This is a genomic window from Pantoea vagans (genome assembly GCF_001506165.1).
Classification (GTDB): Bacteria; Pseudomonadota; Gammaproteobacteria; order Enterobacterales; family Enterobacteriaceae; genus Pantoea; species Pantoea vagans_C.
Window position 1 is genome coordinate 351,127 of the sequence record NZ_CP011427.1, and the last position, 24,610, is coordinate 375,736.

General features: G+C 46.7%; 16 protein-coding genes and 3 pseudogenes. 9 read left to right on the forward strand and 10 right to left on the reverse strand.

The features are described 5' to 3' along the window. The first annotated feature begins 49 nt into the window (after positions 1-49). The gene (locus LK04_RS01755) at positions 50-1,519 is read left to right on the forward strand and encodes a SulP family inorganic anion transporter (RefSeq protein WP_102136025.1); all 1,470 of its coding nucleotides are present in this window, start codon (positions 50-52) and stop codon (positions 1,517-1,519) included. Positions 1,520-1,748: 229 nt separating this feature from the next. Then, the gene (locus LK04_RS01760) at positions 1,749-3,173 is read left to right on the forward strand and encodes a GGDEF domain-containing protein (protein WP_039328501.1); all 1,425 of its coding nucleotides are present in this window, start codon (positions 1,749-1,751) and stop codon (positions 3,171-3,173) included. Between the two features lie 450 nt (positions 3,174-3,623). Here LK04_RS01760 and ddlA read toward each other — a convergent pair whose 3' ends face one another. Then, positions 3,624-4,718, reverse strand: a complete 1,095-nt coding sequence (gene ddlA, locus LK04_RS01765) for a D-alanine--D-alanine ligase (RefSeq protein WP_039328503.1) — start codon at positions 4,716-4,718, stop codon at positions 3,624-3,626. A gap of 399 nt (positions 4,719-5,117) precedes the next feature. Here ddlA and LK04_RS01770 point away from each other — a divergent pair, with 399 nt between their 5' ends. The 3 genes from LK04_RS01770 (at position 5,118) to LK04_RS01780 (ending at position 7,679) form a co-directional block, all read left to right on the forward strand. After that, the gene (locus LK04_RS01770; protein WP_039328616.1) at positions 5,118-5,822 is read left to right on the forward strand and encodes an MgtC/SapB family protein; all 705 of its coding nucleotides are present in this window, start codon (positions 5,118-5,120) and stop codon (positions 5,820-5,822) included. An 877-nt stretch (positions 5,823-6,699) separates the two neighbouring features. Further along, the gene (locus tag LK04_RS01775) at positions 6,700-7,332 is read left to right on the forward strand and encodes an RNase A-like domain-containing protein (RefSeq protein WP_231568831.1); all 633 of its coding nucleotides are present in this window, start codon (positions 6,700-6,702) and stop codon (positions 7,330-7,332) included. Between the two features lie 8 nt (positions 7,333-7,340). Continuing rightward, a complete protein-coding gene (locus LK04_RS01780; RefSeq protein WP_039328505.1) occupies positions 7,341-7,679 on the forward strand; it encodes a contact-dependent growth inhibition system immunity protein in 339 nt (112 codons plus the stop codon). Between the two features lie 117 nt (positions 7,680-7,796). On the opposite strand, the pseudogene LK04_RS20815 reads toward LK04_RS01780, so the two are convergent. After that, positions 7,797-8,031 (reverse strand): annotated as a pseudogene (locus tag LK04_RS20815) (site-specific integrase); the annotation flags it as partial. Positions 8,032-8,433: 402 nt separating this feature from the next. Between LK04_RS20815 and LK04_RS01790 the strand changes: the two are divergent. Both LK04_RS01790 and LK04_RS01795 read left to right on the forward strand, forming a co-directional pair. Further along, on the forward strand, positions 8,434-9,483 hold the full coding sequence (locus LK04_RS01790; protein WP_039328508.1) for a DUF262 domain-containing protein: 1,050 nt from the start codon (positions 8,434-8,436) through the stop codon (positions 9,481-9,483). Beyond that, a complete protein-coding gene (locus LK04_RS01795) occupies positions 9,470-10,057 on the forward strand; it encodes a HEPN domain-containing protein (protein ID WP_039328509.1) in 588 nt (195 codons plus the stop codon). Before LK04_RS01790 ends, LK04_RS01795 begins: the two co-directional genes overlap by 14 nt. Before the next feature lie 264 nt (positions 10,058-10,321). On the opposite strand, the pseudogene LK04_RS19940 reads toward LK04_RS01795, so the two are convergent. The 3 genes and pseudogenes from LK04_RS19940 to LK04_RS01805 all read right to left on the reverse strand — a co-directional run. Further along, a pseudogene (locus tag LK04_RS19940) lies at positions 10,322-10,510 on the reverse strand (integrase core domain-containing protein); the annotation flags it as partial. A gap of 233 nt (positions 10,511-10,743) precedes the next feature. Then, positions 10,744-13,326: a nuclease domain-containing protein gene (locus LK04_RS01800; protein ID WP_039328510.1), complete on the reverse strand. Its 2,583-nt coding sequence runs from the start codon at positions 13,324-13,326 to the stop codon at positions 10,744-10,746. A 2-nt stretch (positions 13,327-13,328) separates the two neighbouring features. Further along, positions 13,329-15,503, reverse strand: coding sequence for an McrB family protein (locus LK04_RS01805; protein ID WP_039328511.1), 2,175 nt, complete (start codon positions 15,501-15,503; stop codon positions 13,329-13,331). Between the two features lie 399 nt (positions 15,504-15,902). Here LK04_RS01805 and LK04_RS20925 point away from each other — a divergent pair, with 399 nt between their 5' ends. Next, positions 15,903-16,109 carry a transposase gene (locus tag LK04_RS20925; protein ID WP_156138031.1) on the forward strand — a complete coding sequence of 69 codons (207 nt, stop codon included), beginning with the start codon at positions 15,903-15,905 and terminating at the stop codon, positions 16,107-16,109. Between the two features lie 3 nt (positions 16,110-16,112). Next, positions 16,113-16,295, forward strand: a pseudogene (locus LK04_RS20825) (cell filamentation protein Fic); the annotation flags it as partial. 4 nt (positions 16,296-16,299) lie between these two features. Here the strand turns inward: LK04_RS20825 and LK04_RS20435 are convergent. The 5 genes from LK04_RS20435 to zorA1 form a co-directional block, all read right to left on the reverse strand. Next, on the reverse strand, positions 16,300-16,458 hold the full coding sequence (locus LK04_RS20435; protein ID WP_102135995.1) for a hypothetical protein: 159 nt from the start codon (positions 16,456-16,458) through the stop codon (positions 16,300-16,302). 136 nt (positions 16,459-16,594) lie between these two features. Further along, complete coding sequence (gene zorD / locus LK04_RS01815; RefSeq protein WP_039328514.1) at positions 16,595-19,846, reverse strand: type I Zorya anti-phage system protein ZorD; 3,252 nt, start codon at positions 19,844-19,846, stop codon at positions 16,595-16,597. Next, entirely contained in the window at positions 19,846-21,528 is a 1,683-nt protein-coding gene (gene zorC / locus LK04_RS01820; protein ID WP_039328516.1) for a type I Zorya anti-phage system protein ZorC, read from the reverse strand. The genes zorD and zorC overlap by 1 nt, the downstream gene beginning before the upstream one ends. Continuing rightward, positions 21,528-22,265 (reverse strand): type I Zorya anti-phage system protein ZorB1, encoded by a 738-nt coding sequence (gene zorB1, locus LK04_RS01825; RefSeq protein WP_039328518.1) that lies wholly within the window; start codon positions 22,263-22,265, stop codon positions 21,528-21,530. The genes zorC and zorB1 overlap by 1 nt, the downstream gene beginning before the upstream one ends. A gap of 13 nt (positions 22,266-22,278) precedes the next feature. Further along, the gene (gene zorA1 / locus LK04_RS01830) at positions 22,279-24,468 is read right to left on the reverse strand and encodes a type I Zorya anti-phage system protein ZorA1 (protein WP_039328520.1); all 2,190 of its coding nucleotides are present in this window, start codon (positions 24,466-24,468) and stop codon (positions 22,279-22,281) included. Positions 24,469-24,610: the final 142 nt, after the last annotated feature.

Sequence of the window (24,610 nt, forward strand, 5' to 3'; positions counted from 1 at the left end):
AGCTAAAACAGCTGGCCCAGCCATTTAGCGAGGAACCTGTGCCATGAATCTGAATACACTGCGTCAGGATGTGCCCGCCGGGCTGGTGGTGTTTTTGGTGGCCTTGCCACTCTGTTTAGGCATTGCGCAGGCCAGCGGTCTGCCGCCCTTTGCCGGACTGCTTACCGGCGTGATCGGTGGCCTGCTGGTCACCTCGCTCAGTCCATCACGCTTTGCGGTCAGTGGCCCGGCAGCGGGTCTGGTCACCATTGTGGTCGCGTCGATCGAGACACTCGGCAGCTTCTCCGCTTTTCTCACCGCATTGATTCTGGCGGGCGTGTTGCAGTGCCTGTTCGGCGTGCTGCGCGCCGGTCGCTTTATTTCCCTGGTGCCAAGCAGCGTGATAAAAGGGATGTTGGCGGCCATCGGTATTCTGTTGATTATGCAGCAGATCCCTGTCGCACTCGGTGCAGCGGGGGATGCCGAGCTGGTCTCGCTGGTGCAGGGCGATTTCCAGTTTTCTCTCAGTGCGATGCTGGTTGCAGGCATCGGCCTGGCGATTTTGTGGCTGTGGACCACTCCCGTAGTGAAGTCGGTTAAGGCGCTGGGCTGGATCCCGGGGCCGTTAGTCGCGGTGCTGTTCGGTTGTATGGCGACGCTGTTTGGCGATCGCCTGTTCCCAAGCCTGGCGGACGGGCTACCCCGCATTGTCTTGCCGGCCTTTGACAGCCTGTCGGCACTGGCGGCTGAACTGGAAACGCCGGACTGGCTGGCATGGCAAAATCCGTCGGTTTGGGTGGTCGCCGTGACGCTGGCGTTGGTGGCAAGCCTGGAAACTTTGCTGAGCCAGGAGGCATTGAAAAAGTTGCGTTCTCAGCATCCGGCACCGTCACCTAACAAAGAGATGTTCGCCCAAGGCGTTGGCAACCTGACGGCTGGCTTGCTGGGTGCGATGCCGATCACTGCCGTGATTGTCCGCAGCTCGGTGAACGTCAGCGTCGGGGCGCAAAGCAAGCTATCCATCTTGATCCACGGCGCGCTGTTGTTGATTTGCGGGCTGTGGTTCAGCGATCTGCTAAATACCATTCCGTTAGCCAGCCTCGCGGCCGTGCTGTTGTACACCGGCTACAAGCTGGCGACGCCGCGCCTGTTCGTTGAGCAATTCCGCATGGGGGCGCAGCAGTACGTTCCTTTTCTCGCCACCATTGGCGGCATTATCGTGTTTGGCATGTTGGCGGGCATTGGCATCGGGATCGCCACGCAGATCCTCTACAGCATTTATAAGAGCCATCGTAATGCGTTGCAGTTAACCCGTCATGACGATCATTACGTCCTCCGCTTCCAGCAGAATCTGACCTTTATGCACAACCCGAAATTGCAGGGTTTGCTGGCGGAGATCCCAGAAAACAGCACGGTGATTGTCGACCACGATAACGCCAGCTACATGGACCCGGACGTCAAAGCGGTTCTGAAGGATTTCGGTGAAAACGCCCCTCAGCGTGGTATTCGTCTGAGTCAGTGGCCAGTTGCGGTGAAATAGCAATATCACTTTGCTTAAAAACGGGTTTTTAAGGTAAAAATCGGATATCTCGGATATCCGATTTTTTTATTTGCAGGGCATAATTGCAGCGATTGAGCACCCCCAGTCGCAGAGTAGGTTGACGAACACCCGCTTAATTGCCGAATCATCACACGGGTATTTCAGGTTTAATGCTTGCTGATGCCCGTGGGCAGAGAGCAGCGATTTCCAGGTTACAGGGTTCAGACGTATGCGCGTTAAGCTGTTTGCTGAGAATAATTTAAAAAAGAATGCACTCTCGCTGTTCCTCATTACGCTTTTCTTCTGCTTTATTGGCAGCCATTTGCGTGTTCCTGAGGAATTTTCACTGTTTTGGCCGGTGAACGCACTGATTGCCGGTTTGATGGTGCGTAATCCATTCCTGCATACCACCTCCAGTTATCTGGTGTGTTTTGCTGCGATGATTTTTAACGACACGGTGTTCTCAGGCTGGGCGCTGCCCGCCGTCACGGTCAACTTCGCCAATATCCTGTTTATCCTTGTTTCAGTCAGTATGCTGATTAAGCATCTGCAACCGCCTTCGGCTAACAGCCAGGTGTTCAATGCGATGCGCATCTTCCCGGCCTGTTTTCTCGGGGCCGCAGCCTGTGCGACCTGGGGCGCATGGGCGCAGGATATCGATTTCAATGCACGCTTTGTGGTGGCCTGGGGTGACTGGTTTAGCGAGCAGTTCTCCACCTCATTAATGCTGTTACCGGTGATGCTGGCGCGTTCGCTGCGCAGCGTTTCCCCGCGTGCCTTGCTGCATCCCGGCAAGCTGTTACCGCTGGCGGCGGTGGTGCTCTCATTAACCATGGGCGCGTTGATTGGTGGCGCAGGCAGCCTGACTTTCCCGGTGCCGGCATTGATCTGGTGCGCCATCGTGTTACCGATTCCTGTTACAAGCTTGGTGATCCTGATTACCGGCATCACTGAGATCGTTCTCGTTTCACATGGTGTGATGAATATTCAGGGCGATGACGCACTGCTGCCTATCAGCCACCTGACTTCAGCGCGCTTGGGCGTTGCCACCGTGGCCTTAAGCCCACTGTTGGTGGCGGTGAGCATGGATGCAGTCCGCCAGCTCAACCATCGCCTGGCGCTACGCGCTAACTTTGATTTTCTTACCCAGTTACTGTCGCGTTCAGGTTTATATGAAAGTCTGAAGCAGGAGCCTTTCTCCCTGCAGCGTGAAGCGGGTGTTGTGATGCTGGATGTCGACTATTTCAAAGCGATTAACGACAACTTCGGCCATGATGCCGGTGATGGCGTACTGGAAGAAATTGCGCGCCGTATCCAGAAAGTGGTGGGTAATCGCGGCATGGTGTGTCGCTTTGGCGGCGAGGAGTTTGTGGTGGTAGTGTTCGACTACAGCCACCTGCAACTGTATCAACTGGCGGAAGCCATCCGTCAGGCGATGGTCAAAGAGAAGTTCTGGATTCAGGGCAACACCGTGACCGTGACTGCCAGTTTAGGTCTGGCGCGCGGCAGTGGCATCAACGAACGCGAGTGGCCAAGCTTGATCAATCGCCTGGTGTCAGCGGCGGATAAGAATCTCTATCTCTCGAAACGCAATGGCCGCAATCAAACCTCTCCGGCGATGGAACCCCGCAGCATGGTGAATGACGTGGCCTGAGGTGCGCAAATGCGCAATAAATTGCACCGCGACGGTTGGGGAGCATGTTGATGCCATCACTGGCTGCAGCGCAAATGCGCAATAAATAGCGCCGCTACGGTTGGTGAGCATATTGATGTCATCACTGGCTGCAGCGCAAATGCGCAATAAATTGTGCCGCGACGGTTGGGGAGCATATTGATGCCAACACTGGCCGCAGCAATGACCATGCTAAAAGCCCCGTAAAGGCCAGCCCGAAGAGCAAAGCGTCCGCCGCCGGGAGCGGCGGCCGATCTGCATGGATGCGTGATTCCTTTGCGATCGGGCTGGCCTTTATGGGGCCGTGCACGATACCCCCAGCAACGTTAGCCAGACCAGCCAAAAGTGTTACCTATGTGCCCGGTCTAATCTGTTACCCACGTGCTCGGTTGCACCTTCATCCGCACCAGGAAACGACACTGATCTTACTGATTAAACGCTACTTTTTAACTGACTGCTCTGCTGATGACGCTGCTGCGCCAGCTCAATCAACCGCGTAATCAAATCGCTGTAACTCAACCCTGCCGCCTGCCATAACTTCGGATACATGCTGATATTGGTGAAGCCCGGCAAGGTATTCACCTCGTTCACCACAATCTCGCCATGCTCCGTCAGGAACACATCCACGCGCGCCATGCCGAAGCACTCCAACGCCTGGAAAGCGCGGATCGCCACCTCACGAATCGCTGTGCTTTCTTGCTCAGCTATGGCAGCAGGTACCACGATTTGCGCGCCGTCTGCGCTGATATATTTGGTGTCGTAGGAGTAAAAGGCATCATGCACCACCACTTCACCGCACGGGCTGGCTTCCGGTTCATCATTACCCAGCACCGCACACTCAATTTCGCGACCTTTAATGCCTTGTTCGATCAGTACTTTGCGATCGAAGGTGAAGGCCAGATCGAGCGCTGCCGCCAAATCTTCAACGCGATCCACTTTACTCACGCCGACGGACGAACCCTGATTGGCTGGCTTGATAAACAGCGGCAATCCAAACTGATCGACCACGGCTTGCGCATCCAGACGAGCACGCTGCGGCTGAGTGACGCTGATCCAGGGTGCCACTTTCAATCCTGCATCACGCAGTAAGCGCTTGGTGAAGTCTTTGTCCATGCTCACCGCCGATCCCAGCACATCCGAACCGACAAACGGCAGATTCGCCATGCGCAGCAAGCCCTGCAGCGATCCATCTTCACCCAGGGTGCCGTGTACGATCGGGAAGATCACATCCAGCTGTGACAGTGGTTGTGCCTGCTGGCGGCTAATTAGCTGCTGCGAAGCACTACCCGGCACCAGCGCCACGTTTTCTCCTGAACGGTTCAGAGCAATCAGCGCTGGGTTATCAGCATTCAGCAGAAAGCCTGATGCCTCATTCAGATGCCACTCGCCCTGTTTATCAATACCCAGCAGCATCACCTCATATTTGCTCTTATCAATCGCTTCGAGGATGTTTTTCGCTGATTGTAACGACACTTCATGCTCAGCGGACTTGCCGCCAAACACGATTCCTACACGTTGTTTTGCCATTGCTGTTGATCCGTTTGCGGTAAAGCGAGTGGGTAAGATAGCACGGTGATTAGAGGCATCAACAGCGCGGGTAACCGGACCGAGGTGTCTTTAACCCAACCTAAACGAAAGCGCTATTCAGAGTAGCCATAACAGGGTGCGGGGTTTAGAATCCCGACGAATTTTTACCCATGAGGATAAAAGCCTTGGACACCTGTCCCGAACGATTACAAAAGGTCCCTGCGGTAAGATAGCCCTCTACGCTGTCTTAACCGTGCGTTAAGACGGTGGATTTCCTTCCTGAATCTTCCCCTCTTTTTTGGCGTGATGCTGCTGAATTTCAGCGGTAATGGCACCGGCTGTAATCCATTTATTACCCCTTGATGTTCCGTCACCTGAAGTGGCGGAGTGAGGTTTATGATGGATTGGAAAATCTTTTTACTGCGCGTCACTGTCGCGCTGGTTCTGGGCGCGCTGATTGGCAGCGAGCGCCAGCTTCGCCAACGTATGACTGGTTTACGCACCAATGCGCTGGTCAGCACCGGCGCGTGTTTATTCGTATTGATGACGCAAAGCGTTCCCGGCATCGCCACCGATGCCTCCCGCGTCGCGGCCTATGTGGTCTCCGGTATTGGCTTTCTCGGCGGCGGCGTGATCATGCGTGATGGGCTCAACGTACGCGGCCTGAACACTGCCGCAACTCTGTGGTGCACCGCCGCCGTGGGCGTGTTGTGTAGCATGGGATTGCTGCTGGAAGCGGCAATCGGCTGCATGGTGATCCTGTGTGCCAACATTTTATTGCGGGATCTGGCGCAAGGGATCAATCGCCAAAGCCTGGTGCCTGCTGAAGAGGTGGTGCAGCACTACAAAGTGCAGATCATCTGTCTGGCGCAGGATGAAGTGCAGGTGCGAAGCCTGATGCTGCACAGCCTCGGCGGCAGCGGTTTACGCCTGCAATCACTGCACAGCGAGGATATGGATCCGCCACACCGTATGGAGGTGAATGCCGAAGTGCTGGGGAAACCGAGCATGACGGATCAGCTGGAAAATCTGGTGGGCAGGATCAGTCTGGAGAAGGGTGTGAGTTCGGTGCGGTGGCAGGTTTGTGGATTGGAAGGGGAGTGATGGGTTGCGATACGATTTCGTTTCCTCTCCTCTAATGTGGGGGAAGCTCTATCATTGATGACTTGGTTCGGAAGTTAAAATCGAGTGCTGACAGATGGTATTGGAAATATTCAATACCATCTGTTGTATTTGATGTATATGAAGGAAACAAAGATCACCCAAGATATACTCAGTAATGCAGCATAATTTGGAATGAATCGTACGAATATATAGATACCTGCCACAATGGCGGCGAGGGGTATGAGGTAGATGAATGACTGAATTAACCACAGGAAGGCTTTCTTCATTTTTTTGTCTTCAATGTGGAATCTCGTTTATTGATGATTTTGATTTTTTAAAAAAACCTGAATTTCACCTGATTCGATAATGATTGATAAAACTTAAAATGGCCACGCTTGGAATGATGCTTTATTTAAGTAAGAATTATTGGTGAAGAATAAAAGTGATTGTGTCATGAAATTATTTTTGTTTTATCTTGGTGCTTTTGTGTTAGGTATGCATCAAAATGTGCTGAATGTTAATTTCACGAATTCAATGTTGATAACACAATAATTCGCTCTTGTTATTATCCCTGTTGGTAACATTAATCTTCATGGGATTATTAAGATATTTACTATTGTATAAAGTTTCTTCATACCTATTCTGAATGTAATCCGATACTCATAACTTCGTCCGATAAAGGATTGAAAATGACTGATGATGACGGCTTAACTGTAGCACTTTCGCCTGTGCAGCTTGCGGCCATTTTACGCAGAGGAACCGTGAGTGAAGGTGAGACACTCAGTAACCGACTTTGGGGTGGGGTGGGGTGGGGGTTTTAGGAGGTGTCGCTGAAATTTTTGGCGCAGGCGTTTTGTGTGTTGTACCTGAGCCAACTATGTTAACGAAAGCTGGATGTGTGGTGGTGGGTTCTCATAGTCTAGATACGCTGAATACCTCAATTAAACAGCTTTGGACAGGGCACCGCATGGAAACGGCAACGGCACAGCTTGCAGAAAAAGCAGCAAGTCAATTTGGTGCGAATCCTGAGATGGCTTACAAGATAGGTGCGACAGTTGATCTAATTGTACCTATTGGCTTCGCCTCGCTAGCAGGAGCATCACGAGTCGCATCTATTTATTCAGGGCGCATCAGGTTGATGGAACATGAGGGTGGGTCTTTAGGGCATACGATTGCCCGCCATGTTGGCAGGACTCCAGAACAGCTTATCGCTCGCTTCTCTGAACCTCGTGCCCCCCATATTTCCAGCAGTTTTGGGAGTCTCAGGCAAGCTGAGTTGGTTATTTCTGAAGTGCTGTCAGTTAAGAGTAAGCAGATGGAATATGCTTTAAAGTATTCACATGCTCGCACTACACTTGTTTATGCTCACAAGTTTAATTTCCCGATTGGCACTTACATTGATCGAGGGGCTACTGAGGTTAAGAAGGCTTACAGCGTCCGTATTGTCATCAGGCCAGCAACTTTCAATGGCAAACAGTACTATCTTGTCACCGCATTCCCAACGCCGTAAGGAGCCATATGGATACTGATATGACAAAATCCTGTGAGATGGATACGCTCGTCGTCGCTTACTTTGGCCAAGATTGCGATCTTATTGATCCTGATTGTAATTTCAATAACCTCTTAAATGATTATCTCTCTACCGCACCAGTTTTCAATTTAAGAATGCTGCTAGCGAACATACAAGAATTTGAACAAGAATCTGACAGTCTTCAGATTTTTTCTGAACGGTATAAGTATGATTTTGCGCCAGATAGATGGGATATGACGGCAGTAGAATGGTTAAGTGTTGTTAAAAAGAGAGTTGTTGACCACCTTCATAATAATGGGCACTCCTCTGAATTATCGGCATTTTGATGCTGATGCGTGGGGGGAGAGAGGGCGGTACTTTGCTAATGAAGACTTTATGAGCATCGCTGTGTGCTGATTAATGGGCACATTCACCATTCACCATTCACCCTTCACCCTTCACCCTTCACCCTTCAGCCTCTTCTCTCTGTAGTGGGAAAACCTCTGCGCATTGAAATCGCGTGCGAGCGGATCGCAAATACACACAAAAGCATGGTTCATGGCTAATTGGCGTTTTAAATCGTCTTTCAAGGTAATGCCATGGGCGCCATACCATACGTCAACCAGCCCTCTCAACTTACATCTGTCTTCTTTTTCTTCCTGCCACGGATTCTGTGCGGTTGTACCGTTCAAAGGCCAGCTCTGGCCTTGTTATCCTGGAACGTGCACTTGCATCAAAGGCGGCCCACGAAACGGACAGACGTGGCGGGGAGAGCATTGCGCTCAGATGGTTGCAAACACGAACATACACAATGTAATGGTTGATTTTCACTGGAAGAAAAAACTTAAGGTTAAGGCCGTAAGGGTGGCAATGGAGGGATAGTATTCCGCACTGAAGTAAATCAGTGTGCATTTGTCAAGACTAAAAGAAGGATTATGCTGTTTAAATGGTCAGTATCATTTTCATAATTTATGTTTAGTTAATCTCTGCCATTTGGCTCCAAGAGTAATCAGGTTTTGATTTTTCTCATAAGAAATGGTAAAGATTACCTTCAATGTTACAAGCTTCCCCTTCAACATTTAAGCTCGCAAGGAATGATAAATGGCTAACGATGATAAGACTTTAAACTTATTTCCTATAGATTATCCATTTGAAACGTTATGCTCAAGGATGGAATCAAATCCTGTTAAGTTGAAATTAAATCCAGACTTTCAAAGGAAGTATAAATGGGATCAGGATGGATGGCAGCGATCTTCAAAATTTATTGAATCTTGCTTAATGAGAATACCTCTTCCATCCTGTTATTTTGCAGAGGAAAACGATGGTAATCATATTGTTATTGATGGAGTTCAACGTTTAACTACTATACAGAAGTTCTTTAATGATGAATTTTCCTTGGAAGGAATGACTACCTTTAAGGAATTAGAGGGTAAAAAGTTTTCTGAGTTAGGAAGTTTACGGTCTGAGCTTGAATCAACCACGATTAGATGCATTGTATTACGTAAAGAAAATCCCAAAGCTCTAATACGAGAAATATTTTCGCGATTAAACCAGGGCGCGGTAAAACTTTCTGATCAAGAAATTAGACATGCGTTATATCCAGGAGGTTTCGACGATTTACTAAATGAACTGGGGGGCATTGAAGCTATAAAAAACTTTGGATTAGCAGAAACAACTACTGTAAAAAGAGATAGTCGTGAACCTGATGAACAAGTTTTACGCTTCTTTGCCTTTTACGATGATGGTTTTGCAGAGCACTTTAATAATACACTGAAAGATTTTTTAGATGATCAAATGGAGACGTTTTCGACTCTGGAAGAAGATCGTTTAAATGAGATGCGTGAGATTTTTAAATCATCTCTTCAGAAATGTGAAAAAATATTTGGCGATGATACTTTCACAAACCCCACTGTTAGAAGAAAAAGAAAAGGGTTGGTACATTACGACATATTGATGCCTACTATAGGTAAATTAAGTGATGAAGTTGTAAATGATAAGGCTGAGAATATACGTCAGGCTTGGGAAGACTTATGCTCCAGCAATGAATTTAAAAGAACTTTATCTGGAGGGTTGCAAAACAAAAGCTCTGTAATTAGGCGGAGAGATAGTTGGACGAAACTTCTGAAGGAAGTTACTGATGGAAAAGACTGAGTGTTTCGAACGCTATCGTTTATTGTTTCTTTCGTTGAAAGAAATCGTTAATGAAACCGAGAGAAATACATTACGTGAAGAAGTCGACTTTTTTAACAAAAATATAAACTTTTTTGTCAAGTCGTATCTTATCACTTTGTGTACTTATCTGGAATCATACTTATCTGACGCTGCTGAATGGCATTGTGATAGAATTAACAACAAATTAAAGGCAGCTTCCTTACCTCATAATTTTTTACTTTGGCGAGTCAAAAAAGATTTCAAAGATAAAGAGCTTAAGTATATTGATGCTGATTTAAAAGTTTATAAAAGTGAATTGTCAGATAATTTATCTGGAAACCCATATAAAACAATAAAGACATTTTCCTACTTGGGTTTAAACCTTATTGGTTCTAATGACTTCAACTTGAATAAAGATATTGTTAATGCAATAGTTACAAAAAGAAATAATATTATTCATCACAATGATCACGCTAATGATATTAGTCTGTCAGATATAAAGGGTTATATTGATATTTTCATAAGTTATATACAGATCATTGATAGTGTGATATGCAAAAACAACCAAGTTTAAATCCGTGATTGTAATTTGGGCCAGTACTCTGGCCCTTTGTTATTTCATTTGGATTAGGGTAAATTAAATTATTTATGGCTAGAGCAATGGTGGCTATTATTCACTGTGCGAGTTTAGGTGTGCTATTAAATTTTTTATAAATTACATATTTTTAATTTTATTACATAACGGAATAATTATATTGACACGCCAAAAGAACACTTGAAATTTGGTGGGCTTATACTACTCACTCACTTGACCGGCCCCCAGTATTAGATACAACGATCAGTTAGTAATGTCGGTTTGTTTACTTTCTAATTTTCCATTTCTCCAGCTTGCTGCAAATTCAGTCGACGTCTGGTAATTCAGCGATGAATGAGGTCTGGACTCGTTATAGTCCTGCCGCCAGTCATTAATGATTTTCCGGGCATGAAGAATATCGCTGAACCAGTGTTCATTCAGGCATTCATCCCGAAGTGACTTATGAAGACATTACTAACATCGCGGTGTATTAAGCAACGGGAAGCAAGTCAGTTGTAGTCGCAGGTGATAAATTTTTTCAGCAATGGCCTTTCTTATGGATGGAAAGGCCTTATTTTTTGTATTCACCGTGTCACTATAATGCAGTTAGAAAACTCTATTCAGGTATGTCTCAGATAACGGAGTAGTGGACGATAAGCTCTGGCATTATTTTGGACAAAAACGTGTCAAACGGGAGACTCGCAATTTGGACATTTGATATTAATCGATGACATGGGCATCAAGGACAAGTAGGTCCAGTACTCTCCATTTTTGATAAGCCTCGTATTGCAAGAGCCACAATGGGTATAAACCGTAAATTGTGTGCAATCATTGCACCGATACCAACGCTTTTCTTTGTTAGAGCGTATTGGATTAGAAATGTCTTCAACGTCTGGTGAGCCACAAGAAACACAGAAATTCACGGCATGAGTATCATCCGATGCTCCTCGTAAAGAAGAGTTATCTTCAATGCCATACTGTAGAAACATGCCAAGCATACGCTGAATTTCGTCAAGATAGCGTTGCGACTTCATTGGATTGGCACACACCGCCCCATAGCTTGTTGCTTGGCGTCCGTGATACGCATGTTCCCAATCGAACATGGAAAGCTCGCCCAGATAACTGTTTTTCGCCCATTCCTGCGGGGATACAATTTTCTCCACTGCCTCTAACACGGGATGAAGAACAAATACGCTGTTCTCTTGGCCTTCGCTATAATCCTTGTCACTGTAAAGTTCATGGATAACGCCACCGATTCCACCTCTTTGCTTGAGATATGTAGCTGAATAATACTTTGCATCAACGACTAGCCGCTTTGAAATCTGCTCACCACTTTTGGTGGTCGCTTTCACATCCAGAACAAAATCTGGGCGCTTACCATTGTCTAGAAACGGCTCGTATTGCAAAGTAATCGCTCTGGAAACACTTGGGTTGAAAAACTGAATGCTGATTTGTTCTTCATTGCCATGAATATGCGAAATTAATTTTCGTTTCCAGTTGTCCTCCGGCTGATATCGCAAAGCATGAGTTAACACCTTAATGATTTGAAGTAAACACCAGCGCTCATAGAGTAGTGGCATGTTTATCATGCCTATTGCCTCGATCTTCTCCAGCGAAAGCAAAATGTCCTCATCTGCTAGACCAATCTGTTCTTTCAAATTTTTAAAACCTGAGTAGACCGCTTGGTAGGGAGGGTTCTGTACAAATGTCATGGAGTTGGGAAAGGTACTTTTACTTGTGACTTTGCATTGACGCCATTCTTTCTCTAGTTGTTGGAAAGGTTTTATTTTTGGCTCCAGAACTTTGCTTACTATTCCCACTTTTTTAAGTTCAGTGGCAAAGTAACCCAAGCGTTTATTGATGGTCGAACGCTCTTTTTCCTGTTCAGAGAGCTCTTCCGGTGTTAGCTTCATTTTCCAATTATTTTCATTTAGAACAATACCTTGCTTGCGCAATTTGGCAAAATTTTCTTTATATCTCTGCAGTGATGGCGAATCCGCCAAAAGAGTTAATCGGAGTATGTGCTTTGGGCGCAATATAGAAGCTGTTCCTCTCTTAGCAGGTGCAGGCATTATCGCTTCCATCTCATAGTCACTGTAAGGCTTAAACAAGCTTGAGTACGGGCTTCCAGAGCTAAAAATAGTATATCTATCTTGCTCAAACTGTTGCCAATCATCACTTAGTTGGGGCTTAATTTTAGCCCACCACTCATTCTCAGAACCTGTAGCTTTTTCTAATCTGAGGTAACCTTTGGCGGCAATATTTTGTGAAAAGTACATATTGGTCTTAATTTCATCTAATTTGTTCGCTAATTCTTTATTGATTTCTTTTGTATCAAAGAGTTTTTTCAACCGCTCTAAGTCTTTAACCACTAGATCACGGTTGATAGAGCGATAGTTTTTTAAACTTTCTAAACGCTCATTAAGCTTGTCGACGGCATCAGAGAAACGACTTTTTTTACTCTCAGCCACCCTAACCAATTTTTTTACAATGTTCAGCGTGTTCGAAACGACATGCAAGACATATTGATTTTCAGGCACGTTGTAGCTTGGCTCAGATGCGCGACTGGTTAAATGGTTACGCGATCCCTTAGTGCAAATCTCCATAAACGTACGTGGAACAGGGCGTACTTCTTTGGTCGGCTTCAATTCTTGAATTTCTTTCAGCTCAACTTTGGGCTTTTTGAGGATTGTTTGTACATTAGTCAGAATAGATGCGACCAGTGACAAAGCCTTTTGATCTATGGTCGCCACCAGAGATTTTTTAGCGTCGCCCGTAATATGGCTATTCTCATCGAGAATCAACTCCCACAGGTCTGCTTTGAAATCTGATAGGTAGCGAGAAAGGTCTGATTTGGTCTGTTCGGAGATATCAATATCAAGCTTTAGCGTTGAGTTACCAACAACAAACGTGATCTGGCCAGCAGTTCGCCGCGCCTCACTGCGCCAGACCCGTTGTTTTTTATCCCAATGAGCAGGTTCAACCCACCACACAGAATTAGAAGCAGGATCAATAATCGACTCTAAAGGCTTCCTCTCGCCATTGGGCATTGCAATATAAGGCGGTGACTTGTCGCCGTGTTTAGCTTTAATCGCTAGTTGAGCAAATCGTAGCTCTTCGACCTTGGGGTATATGATCGTATGCGCAGAGAACGTGTTGTTTCCAAGATGCTCAAGCTTCAGCGAGTACTCTGACTCGTTAACACTGACTAAAGTTTGCTTATCATGCCATTTGGTTTCGATAAACTTGATAATGAATGGAACGTCCATGATTATGCCCAGTAGTTTACAACGCCATCATTTGCTTCGGCTGTCTTAACCAAACGCTCTACCGATTTGGTGCATGAAAACTCCGCCGCAATCTCTGTCTGATTATCTAAAAGGGATTCAAGACGAGGTAAGAATACACGGCCAACAAGCTCAACTTTACTGTAATCGCCCACTTGCTTACCGCCATCAAACGTGAATTTAGGCAACACCTTATGAACGATAAAGTTGTTAATGGCCAGAGATTTATTGTCGTTTACATCGCTAAACAACCTTATGTAGTTAAGCCCCTGACGAATGGTACGCATACCAAACTCCACTCCAAGCGGGTCGAAAACCTCTCGATTTAAGGTGGTGAACAGCTCACAGAATTCATCCGAACGTTCAAATTTCGGATAAGGGCTACGTTCGCCAAGCTCTGCAATATCGAACCCAAGTGGCAAATTGACGTCATCAAGGCCATAAGAATCGATCTCATCAAAAATTGCATCCCAGTCTGTCAGTAAAGGGCTCTTAAACTTCATCACATGCGCACGATCGAGAATTTTTGGTGATAGGTAATGGGTAGTCTCGTCGATGTTAATTGCACCAATGATCCTAACGTTTGCTGGAATCGTGATAGACGAAGGTGTGCCAAGAACACCTGCCAACATGCGTCTGATGTCACCATGGTATTTAATTAACGAATCTTTGTCGCTAAAGCCAAACGAGCGCTTCATTTCAGCGTTAATCTCTTCATCCTGCAGGAGCGCAACGAAGTCCACGATGCCATTTTTACTGAATTTTTCTTGTGCGTTTGAAATGACCGAAACAACCCCTTTTAGCTCTGCAAGAACATGGGCTGCTTCATCATCCGAATAAAGCTGAATCGTCGGTTGCTCGTTACGCTCCTCTAGCTTGGATAGAAAATCGGCAAAGTAATATTCCACTCGGGCAAGGTTCATTTCGTCTAAGCAGATAAAGTATGGGATATCTGGGTTTTGCTTGGCCTCGATTAATGCCTCAAGAAATGGCGTAGCTAGGTATTTCTTCTCTAGTGGGTTGTAATAGCCCAGCAAGTCTTCTGAACTGGTCCAGTTTGGTTTAACTGGGATGATTTTCGATACTCCACCAATCGCTTTAGCAAACGACTGAACTAGGTTCGTTTTGCCTGAACCCGAATCGCCTGCCAAAATGATAAGGTCATTTGTGCGAATTAGAGTAAGGAAATTCTCGATGATATGGCGCGGGTACAGAATGTCTCGTTCTTTCAAGTGTGCTTGAATGTAAGAAACTGCATTACTGTATTTAGAGTCAAGAGTTTGTGAAAAGGAGATATGTTTGCCTTGCTGTGCTGCAGATGAACGATTGCCTACAAAAATATCGAAATCTTCATCATCCAGAAATTCAAAGCTCTTAAGGAATAGAGCCTTACTCTCGACATAAGCTTTCAAGCGTTCAATTTTTTTTGACATCGTCTCTTCTACCTTCTTTTGCAACGCGATTTTGCGTAGCCATTCTGTATTTTTTTCTTCCAACTCTTGAGTTTTAACTCTTGCTTGAGAAAGAATATTATTATTTTTATTTAATTCTTCTTGTGTTTGCTGAAGCAGAACTTCATATGATGATATCTGCGCCTTTAATGAAGATTCTTCTCGCTCGAATTCTGCTTTTAGCGCACTGACTTCGCCGTCAATTCTTGACTGAACGTTCTGTAAATGCAGTTTATAAACAGCATCATCTAAGAAAATACTTTCATCGCCGTTGATGATGTCATTCGCCCTATATTCAGGAAGTTTGATAAGTCGACGAACTGAACTCACTACCACATTGCATTCAAATGGGTTTTCATGTTTTTCACGCTCGGATTGAGGCGCTAAAGCAAGCTCGCATGAGATAAAACTCTCATCATCTATACCAAACAACTCTTCGACGCTTTTGAAAGAAATAAAAACACCTTTGACCATGGCCAAACGAACATTGATTGGGTATTCAAGGTGCAGCCCTGTTTGGAGGGATTTTATATCTAGAAGAAGTGTCGGGAGCTTTCGGTCATCAAAGTTTGTTCGATTTTTAATCTTGCCCCAAACTGCTAGTTTTCCGCTAGTTGAACCCCAGCTCTCACACAGTCGTCGATAAAGCTCTTCATCAGAGAATCCTTTAACTTCTTCAGGATCATAGATAACTTGTTCTAAAGCCATGATTGAATCGCCACTGATAACTTAGATATATCTCATTCATTGATGATATTGGTTTTAATATTCGATCGGTGACACCTTATCGCTCAAAGCATGCCTACGCTTACTGTTACAAAGCATTTTGATGTAATCGAAAAGATCGCATCGACCTCCGGTAAGTGTCAAGGTAGTTGACACTCATTAGTTAATCTAAGCTGTCTGTTTTCCCCGCTACGGATTCAAAGTCACAGGACCTTCCGGTTGCCAGTTTCTTGTTCTCCCTGAATCGCATTCAAGATGCGCTTTCTACGCCCGACTATACAGTTCATCACGTCGTTTCGGTAAGTCACAGTCTTACACATGACGCCGCTCTTACCAACCCATAAACTTATCCGCAGATATCTTCCAGCGTTCTGAACCCCCATGACGGCTATCGAGGCACATATTTCAGTGTCCGGAGCAGCGACTTCGCATACTACCAACAGCCATGTTTTAACCGATTCAGTTATGCCTGAACTTAATAAGTGGCAGCAACACTCGCGGGAGAGAGTTTACTCCTCCGTCAGGCTGGATGCGATTCATAGTAAAATCCGCAAAGATGGCCGGTATCAGAGTAAGGTGACTTTGTAGTGAGAAGATAACGGGCGTCTGTCGAGACTGCTTTGTGATGTGCTGTCGGTTATGGCGGGGAAGGGCTTACTGGATTACAGCCTGTGGGATGAGCACAAGGCATTTTACTTCAAGGCAATACAGGCTGGTGTATCAGGGAACTACAGCCCGATGATGCAACTGGTGGACGACATCTTGCCAAACTAGCGTGCTAGCGTGCGAGGCCAACAGCTTTTGCCTGTACTGGATTTTGTTTGAGTTGCTGCTCAATTTTTTGCACTGAAAAACCTGTCTCAATAGCGGTTGAGCTGGCAACAGAACGGTATATCTGTGCTTTGGTAATCTGAGATGGTGCTGTTTCTTGTCTCATTAGCAAGTCCTCGCCATGTTTTCAGGATTGTAGTTGTACTACAATGTGCTGGCAAGGTTAATGAAAGGCTAGATAGTAAAACGCGGAGACACCAGCCGCTTATTGGGCTGGTGGCGTGGTTAGCATTTAGCGGTATTTAAATCGAAGGTTTTCTGGCAACAACAGCCTCAAAATCAGCACCACTCAAATCAGGGGTTGCACACAGCATATCCCTGGCCAATGCACGTCGGCGCTGCAGTAGGTCATCCAGAGTTTCTTCAAAAGTAATGATTTCAGAGTCCCTTACCGTCGGGTAATAGACATATACGTCTTTAGTTTGCCCAATTCGGTACGCCCGGTCCGTTGCCTGATCTTCTTTGGCTGGATTCCAGCAGCGAGTGAAATGAATAACATGATTGGCTTTCTGGACGTTAACGCCGAACCCGACAGCAACCGTAGAGAGAATAATTACCCCAAACCCGGGCTGAGCCTGAAAATCATCAATCAGGCGCTGTCGGCTGTTTTGGCTTTGACTTTTAGTACTGGTATCACCATTGATAATGACAGGGCGGAAACCAAACTTTTGGTGGATAGCATGTTGAAGTTCGCGCTGTAAATCTCGAAGCTCCGTAAAAATAATGACTTTATCTTTCGTGGTGTGTTTTATTTCTGCGAGTATTTTCAGCAGCCAATTCAGCTTGGGTGAGTTATCACGAAAACGTGGCTCTGGATTAACTACTGCAGGGTGTGCACAGATGAGTTTCAGTCGGTGTAACAAACCTAACATACCGGTTCCGGCCTGCTGCATCCCTTCACTCAGGGCTTGCTGCTGTTGCCAGTTTGCAACAGACGAAAGGTAGAGCTGTTTTTGCACGCCAGACAACGTCAATTGCTTGCAGCTTTCCACTTCAATTTTCTGAGGTAAATCACGCGCAACCTCTTCTTTAGTGCGGCGTAAAGTCTGGGGGTCTATCAGCGCCCGCAGGCTTTCCAGCCGTTCCGTATCGCGACCATCTTCGTTTTCGATGGGGCGAACATAATGTTTACCAAATTCATTTAGTGCACCTAACAATCCAGGCTGGGCAAAATCAAATAAGCTCCACAGGTCGACAAGTGTGTTTTCGACAGGCGTTCCTGTGCATGCCACTTTGAATCTGGCTTGTACCGCGTTGGCCGCATGTGTAATTAATGCAGCTGGGTTTTTTATTTTTTGTGCCTCGTCGCACACCATAATGGACCACGGCTGGCGTGCCAGAGAAAACTCCTGGTCGCGAAGCGTTTCGTAGGTTGTCAGTATGATTTTCGCCTCGCCCTGCCAGCCAGGTTTAAGCAGGTTTTTGATCCCCTGAGACTGCAGATGAGCAGGTATAGCCTGTTTGGGGTATTTCACCGCTTTAATGGTCTCGCCATACAATTTCAATACCGGAATTCCTGCGGTATAGAAGAAATTGTCCAGCTCACGTTCCCAGTTATCTAAAAGAGAGACAGGAGCAACAATGAGACTTGGCGGTTCTTGTGGGAATTTTTCAATGAACCAGACCAGGAAACTCAGGATTTGCAGCGTTTTCCCCAGACCCATATCATCCGCCAGTAAGCAACCTGCCGTTTCCTGTGGTGAGAGAAGAAAGAGTTGCTGGAGCCACGCAACACCCTTCCGCTGATGATCTTTGAGCTGGATATGTTCTTTCAGACTTAGGGGAATTTCAGGCTCGGCATGACGCGCATTGAGGAGCGAATCCCGGCGCTGTTTGATGTAGGCCGCTTCTTCAATATTCTGTTCAATTTTAAGGACGGCCCGAGCCGCTTTAACATCAACATTGCCCTGTGATTCATTTGCCGTATTTTGCTGTTTTTCCCAATTCTTACTGAAGGTTTTAGCCGCATCCAGTGGTAATTCAGCATCATTCCAAGGGGAGATGATATGCGTTTCACCAGCTGCTTCTGCCTGAATGATTCTTTCCTGCAGTTCATCGAGATGGTGCAGGTTTTCAGGCTGCCAGCCATCCAGTGTTTCGACCGAAAATGTAGAGAAATCGATGTCATCGGGGAGCCAATTTTCACTTTGCGCTTTGGTCAGCCAGGGAGATGATATTTTTTCGAACTCGCCAATACCGATAACACGATCGCCATATTTATCGATATCGAGAACATCATCGAATTCTTTACCTTCGATTTCCTGTTGCCAGCGAGATAATAGTGACTGGCAATAATGCCATTGCTGTTCGGTGAATTGGCTCAGTTCCAGCTCGTAACCCTGCCAGGAGCCTGCAGGCATTTGTGCCGCAACACTGATTCCCAATGCCTGAACAAATTTATCCAGCTCCCAAGGGGCGGAAAAGAGGAAGGTGACTTCCGGTTGTGGTACTGGCGAAACGGGCTCCAGAACCAACGTAATATCCTCTATCTTGTTCTCATCATTTAGACGGGGCTGGAGTCTAAAGTGATGGAAGAAAATATGGGCATCAAAGAGTGCCTGTTCATGCTCTTCAGGGGCAATCACGCTAGCGGCATCTTCACCCAGGAATGTGTAGGGGTTGCGAACAAATGACAGAGCTTCACTTCCGGCTACTCGGCGGCCTGGAATGGAGTGTATTAAATTCAGGACTTCTTTCACTTCGGGAGGAATGATGACGTGGCTGAGTTCGCCATTTTCGCCGGGGATTCGATAGCTATCGTGAACCTGCGAATTCTTGTCAAAACTGCCCAGCCAGTTAGCAGGCTGGTCCTCGAAATGGGGCTCAATTTCGATAACCGCAGTATCGGCAACCGTTGCTTTACGCAGACGTAATGACAATGAAGTTGGTTTGACGACATGCGTTTTTTCTAAATAATCATCAAATTTTGCCGCTGCTTGCTTTGCACATTTGCGGATAGCGGCCCATCCCAACTGATTAGTGGTTTCACCAGGAGTCTGACTCTGCTGTGCACTGAGTTGTTCTGTTGCCTGTATGAGTGCCCAGTTTTCCCGCGATAACAGGTATTGCTGATTTTCGTGGGTTAAAATGGCACCGGTACGACTGAAACGGATCGGCTTACGCGCTGGCAGCGTGGCCCATTCAGCAATCCAAACGCGAAAATCACTGTCGCTTAATGCCCCTCGCGAATTTAAACTTGCGCGTAATGGCAAAACCTCAGGGACGCCAATCAGAGGCAGGCTACTGGCATGCTCTTCATCTTCCAACAGACGGTACAATGCATCCCAGCTCAACAACCACCGGTCTGTAAGTGATATCAGATAGTCTTCTTCAGCCAGTTGTTCAAGCCAGGATGCCAGAGCCCAAAGCTCCGGCACATCAACCAGCGATAGCGGAAAGCTGAGTCCGTTATCCTCAACCTGGTATTGATTCTTTAGGTGGCGTTCTATCTGCTGACGGTTTCCCGTCAGTTTACTTAACAGGCGTTTGAGCATTATTTGATCCAGTAGCGATGTGGTTCTTTAGTCACGGGGGCGAAACCGAGTCGGAGCAACTCTCGTTCCGTTGTCTCATCCGGTGATTTGAGCTGCACAGACAGCACACCACCTTTTTGCCGGTTATCGCTGACGACACATGAGGTGTTTTCAACCAGACGCTGTATGGCCGTATCTCTCAATGGGTTGATGATCTTAACATCAGATACCGAGACGGGAGAGGGAGCTTTCTTGTCTACAAACTTGATGGGTTCTTCAGCCATCCAACGGATGCCTAGCTTGCGCAGCTCATCGTCGTATTTCAACATCCAGCCGGTGATACGGACCTTGTTATAGCCCTCAGCCCGAGGGGTATGCGGCAGTCGAAGAACATTACGGTATTTATCTTTTAAATGGATATTAATATCTAATGAACCTGTCTCTGGATTGAACGGTGCCTGACCTACTCGGTAAGCGTACATTGCGTTCCCTGTCCCGGAAAACTCCACGAAAATGTAATCGTTAATCTGCATAATCATGGCGTTATCAAAGCTACGTCCACCACGCAAATGACTCAGCCGTCCACGATTCTCCTCACGGAATTTCATAAAGTCGTTACCACGATCGTGCCAGGCATCAGGCCCCATCACGATACGAGTGAATCCCATCTGATTGGCGAAACGCAGCCAATAGTGCAACCTTGCCTGGTCAACATCGCCATTGCCGCGGAGCAGTTCAAAGAAGTGCATCAGGTCTTGTTTTGCCAGCCAACCCCGCACCATAGCCGCAACGGGCTCAGGAACATATTGATTCCACTTATTCTGCTGGCTTTTTAGCTGCGGGTTATCCCAGTATTCCAGCGCGGCCTGTTTCAGTGCTGTATGAGCCTGATCGCGATAAGTGGAATGGTAATAACGCGTCAGCGTTGCCGTCATAATGTCGTCGCGAAAACGTAGCCACTGCGCAGCCAGACCTAATAACCAGCTAATTTTTTCCAAGAATTGTGGATCGTCAAGCGTATCGAGTTGTGCCAACAGCACCATGAAAATACGCTTCCACAACCAGCTGCCATCGGGGATTTGCGCGATTTTTTCCAGTGATGATAGAGAGTTATTCTCACCGGAAAGTAGCTGTTGGGATATCACGCCGCCCGCTTGCGGCGTAAAAATATCGTGATAAAACTCAATGGTTTTCATCCACGACTTTTCTCTGCGGATAGCGGCTTTCACCACAGAGTAGCCTTGGGCGATGTGCCCACGTAGTACGCACCAATGTGGATTTTCCTCAGGAGATTCATGCTGATATGCAAAATAACTTGAACAAAGCGCTGCCCAATCCTTTCGTTTCAATTCCTTAGATTCAAGCCGCTTCATGATAGCGTTGTCGACCTCAGGAAAAAATACATCATCCTCAAGCAAGATTGGTCGGTCTGGATATAACGGGTCGTTATCGGCTAGACCATAAAATACCATCCGCCATTCTCGCTCGGTGAGTTCTTTTGCAAGACGAAGGCGACGTAGAGCCTCCAGCCGCATTTCTTGTGGCGGTGATGGGATTTTTTCTGCTTTATCAAACCTTTTTTCCATATCGAAGGCAGCGGAAGCCAACGTATGGAAATCATTATGCAGATAATTGTCTTCCCTTTGATTGGAAGAGAGTCTCGCAGCAATACGCTGAGAAAGAGAATTCAGGGCTGGCGTCATTAGGGCATTACCAACTGACAGACTTCTTTATTGACGACTGCGGGGAAATCCACCTCATCAGCCCCATCACGTTTATCTTTAAGTCCGAAGAATTGCATACGTAATTCGACACGACGGCTGGCTTCCTTGCTTTCCTTGGCATTATTGAAGGAGACGCCACCCGCGAGGAAAAGTTTACGGATTTGGATCTGCTGTTCTGCAGTTATGCTTTTTTGCAGCGGGCTGCGGCTATCGAGCAGACTACACATTACCCACTCAGAACGTTGCAAGGAGAGATGTAGATTGTATAAGTACGAACCGTCAGTGTCGGTAAACCCTTCAATAACGATCTGCTTAAACCACTTCTTGCCTTCTTCACTATCAGCTGCGTCCAGCACCAGGGGGACGACATCCTGCAACGCTTTTTGCCCTTCAGCGTTAAGGAAAAACCGGTTGTGATCGAAACGCCCGGCTTCACCAAAACTGATGCGATTATCGTGGCAATCCACCACGATAGTTTTGTTCACGTTACGGGCATGTATTTCCAGTCGCTCACACAATCTGGATATATCCTGACCTCTTGTTTTTTCACCCTGCTCTGCACGTTGGATACGTTGTGTAACGGAGCTCAACGAAGCAACCATGACGACCAGAAATAACACCATCATGGCCGCCATCAGATCGGCATAAGAGATCCAGAATGGTTTCTCTGCTTCATCGCTGCGGCGTTTTTTAACGCCAAATGCGTTTCCAAACATCAGCTGTCACCCCTTAGGCACGAACGCGTGACAGGACATCATCAAGCTCGCTGACGCTCTCTCCAATCTGTTCAACAGAACCCGCGAGCAGAGTAGAGGCCTTCGCCATTTCGACGTCCAGTTTGCCCAGCGTTTTATCCAGGCTGCGTAAAACACCTTCAGAGAAGTCTTCGAACCCTTTCCCGAGCACGTCACTGACATTTTCCATAAAAGCCTGTGCTTCACGGTTGTAGCCCTGAAGACGCTCACCATGTAGCTGAAGATCGGCGATGAATTGGCTGCGTGTGGTTTGTTCAGACTGCGTATTTGCGGCGAGCAGCTCCAGCATGGCAATGGATTTGCTAACAGCTTCCCGATTGTTACGATAATCAGCCACAACGGAAGTGAGTTCGCTGGTGGCAAGGGATAGTGATGAACCTGCTGATTGCGCTTTATTCAGCAAGTCAGCGGTAAGGTGATTTGCTTCCGACACCCGATCACCTGCATGTTCAAAGCGTTCGGCAGCCAGACGCATTTTGTCCGCGCCGTTTTGCATATCCTGAATCTGTCGGTTGGTTTGTTCTGCGAGCAAGCGAAGTGTTTCTGTCGTTCCCTGATGCTGGCTGGCAACAGTGTCGATCAGTTGTTTAATCTGATCGTCTACCTCACTCATCACTCGCTGTGTCTGTTCGTGCAGTGACTGCTGATTCGCTTGCTGAGTCGCTGAAATCTGTTGCTGACCCTTATCAATCTGCCCAAACAGGCTACCCAGTTGTTCACCAAGCGACTCGACAGAGGCTGCCATTTTTTCCATTGTGGCGCTTTGCCCCTGCTGGACAGAGTTCTGAATGGCTTCAATAAAGGCAGCCATATGTTCGGATTGTGCCTTTTCTCGCGCTTCACTATCGGCGAACATTTTCTCCAACTGACGGGCCATACGTTCACCGGCCCCTTCACCTTCTGCGCCAATTTTAGCCACTGAGGTCTGAAGGCTAGTAAGCATGTCATTCATGCCTGCCTGCAAAGCTTGCTGGCCCGACTTCATTTCAGACAGCAGTTGTTCAATGAGTTGAGCGCTACCCTGTCGGGAATCATCGCTCACCTGACGCATGTCCTGTAACAACGCGGCAAAACCGGTTTGCATTGTCTGAATCGCGCCAACAGTTTGCCCCATCATGTCGTTGAGACTTGTAAATTGCTGACCGAAGGTGGTATCGAGTTTCGCCATAAACGCGGTCAGCACATCCTGCAGCATGTTTTGCACCATGCCGCTTTGATCGCCGCTGGCGGTCTGCACAGCACCGGCAATTTTATCCAGCGGCGACTTCAAGCTATTTTCAATCGCGCCACTGACTTGTTCAGCAAATTGTTGTCCTGATTCACGATAGGTCGTGCTAAGGGTGGCCGCCAGTCGCTCATTCTCTACTTTCTGACTTTCGGCCAGCTGAAGCAACATATCGCGTAAATCGGTGACCAGGCTCTCTTTCAGATGGCGCGCCTGGGTCGCACTTTCATTACTGGATTTCACCAGTGAGGCTAAATACTCCTCACCAACGCCGCTCTCATACAGGGAATCCAGAGCAGCCGTGAATTTTTCCAAATATTTGTAGCATTTAGCGATGGACAGCTTCTCTAGCCAGGTAACCAGAATGGAGGCAAAAATAGCGATAGCAGATCCCAGAAAAGCGTACAACACATCGTGCAGAAGATTATTTACGCTACTAGTGACTTGTTCTGGAGTGCTAGGATCAAAGTGACTGAGGCCGATCATTAGGCCATAAAAGGTGCCAATAATTCCTACGCCAGTCAGGATACCAGGAAGGTGTTTGAAGAATTCCGTGTTAAGTGGAATATCAACCAGTTGTTGTTCAGAGAAAAAGCTAGCGCTTGGGGCTGTAGCACGAACACGAACGATTTTTTCGTCCCCGTTCTCCAGTTCACGCTGCGGGTGTAACGATTCTTCAAACTCACTCCAGGCATGTTTCAGTTCAGGCTGCTGAAACAGGTTTTTTAAATGCTCAAGCTGAGATTCTGGCTGGTTTTCTTTGATGGTGATAATGGATTGCGTATAGCGTCTTAAGCCAAATATAATTTTAAAGACTCTAATTAAATAAAAGAAAAAAAAGCAAATGACTGCAAAACTCACCAAGCCAATAACGGTGACTGGCACCTTGTGGGGTTCCACCGAGGTAAGCACAGCTAAAATAGAATTAAGCCAGGACATTGTTCTACCTGTGTAAAAATCAATCCATTATTAAATTCACCAAAGACAACTTTCTAGTTCAATTACCTAAAAAAAGCTGAAATGGTTGTCATTGTGTCTCTACATTGTCCCTATGTGACTAAAGACGTTCAGGGGATGAACG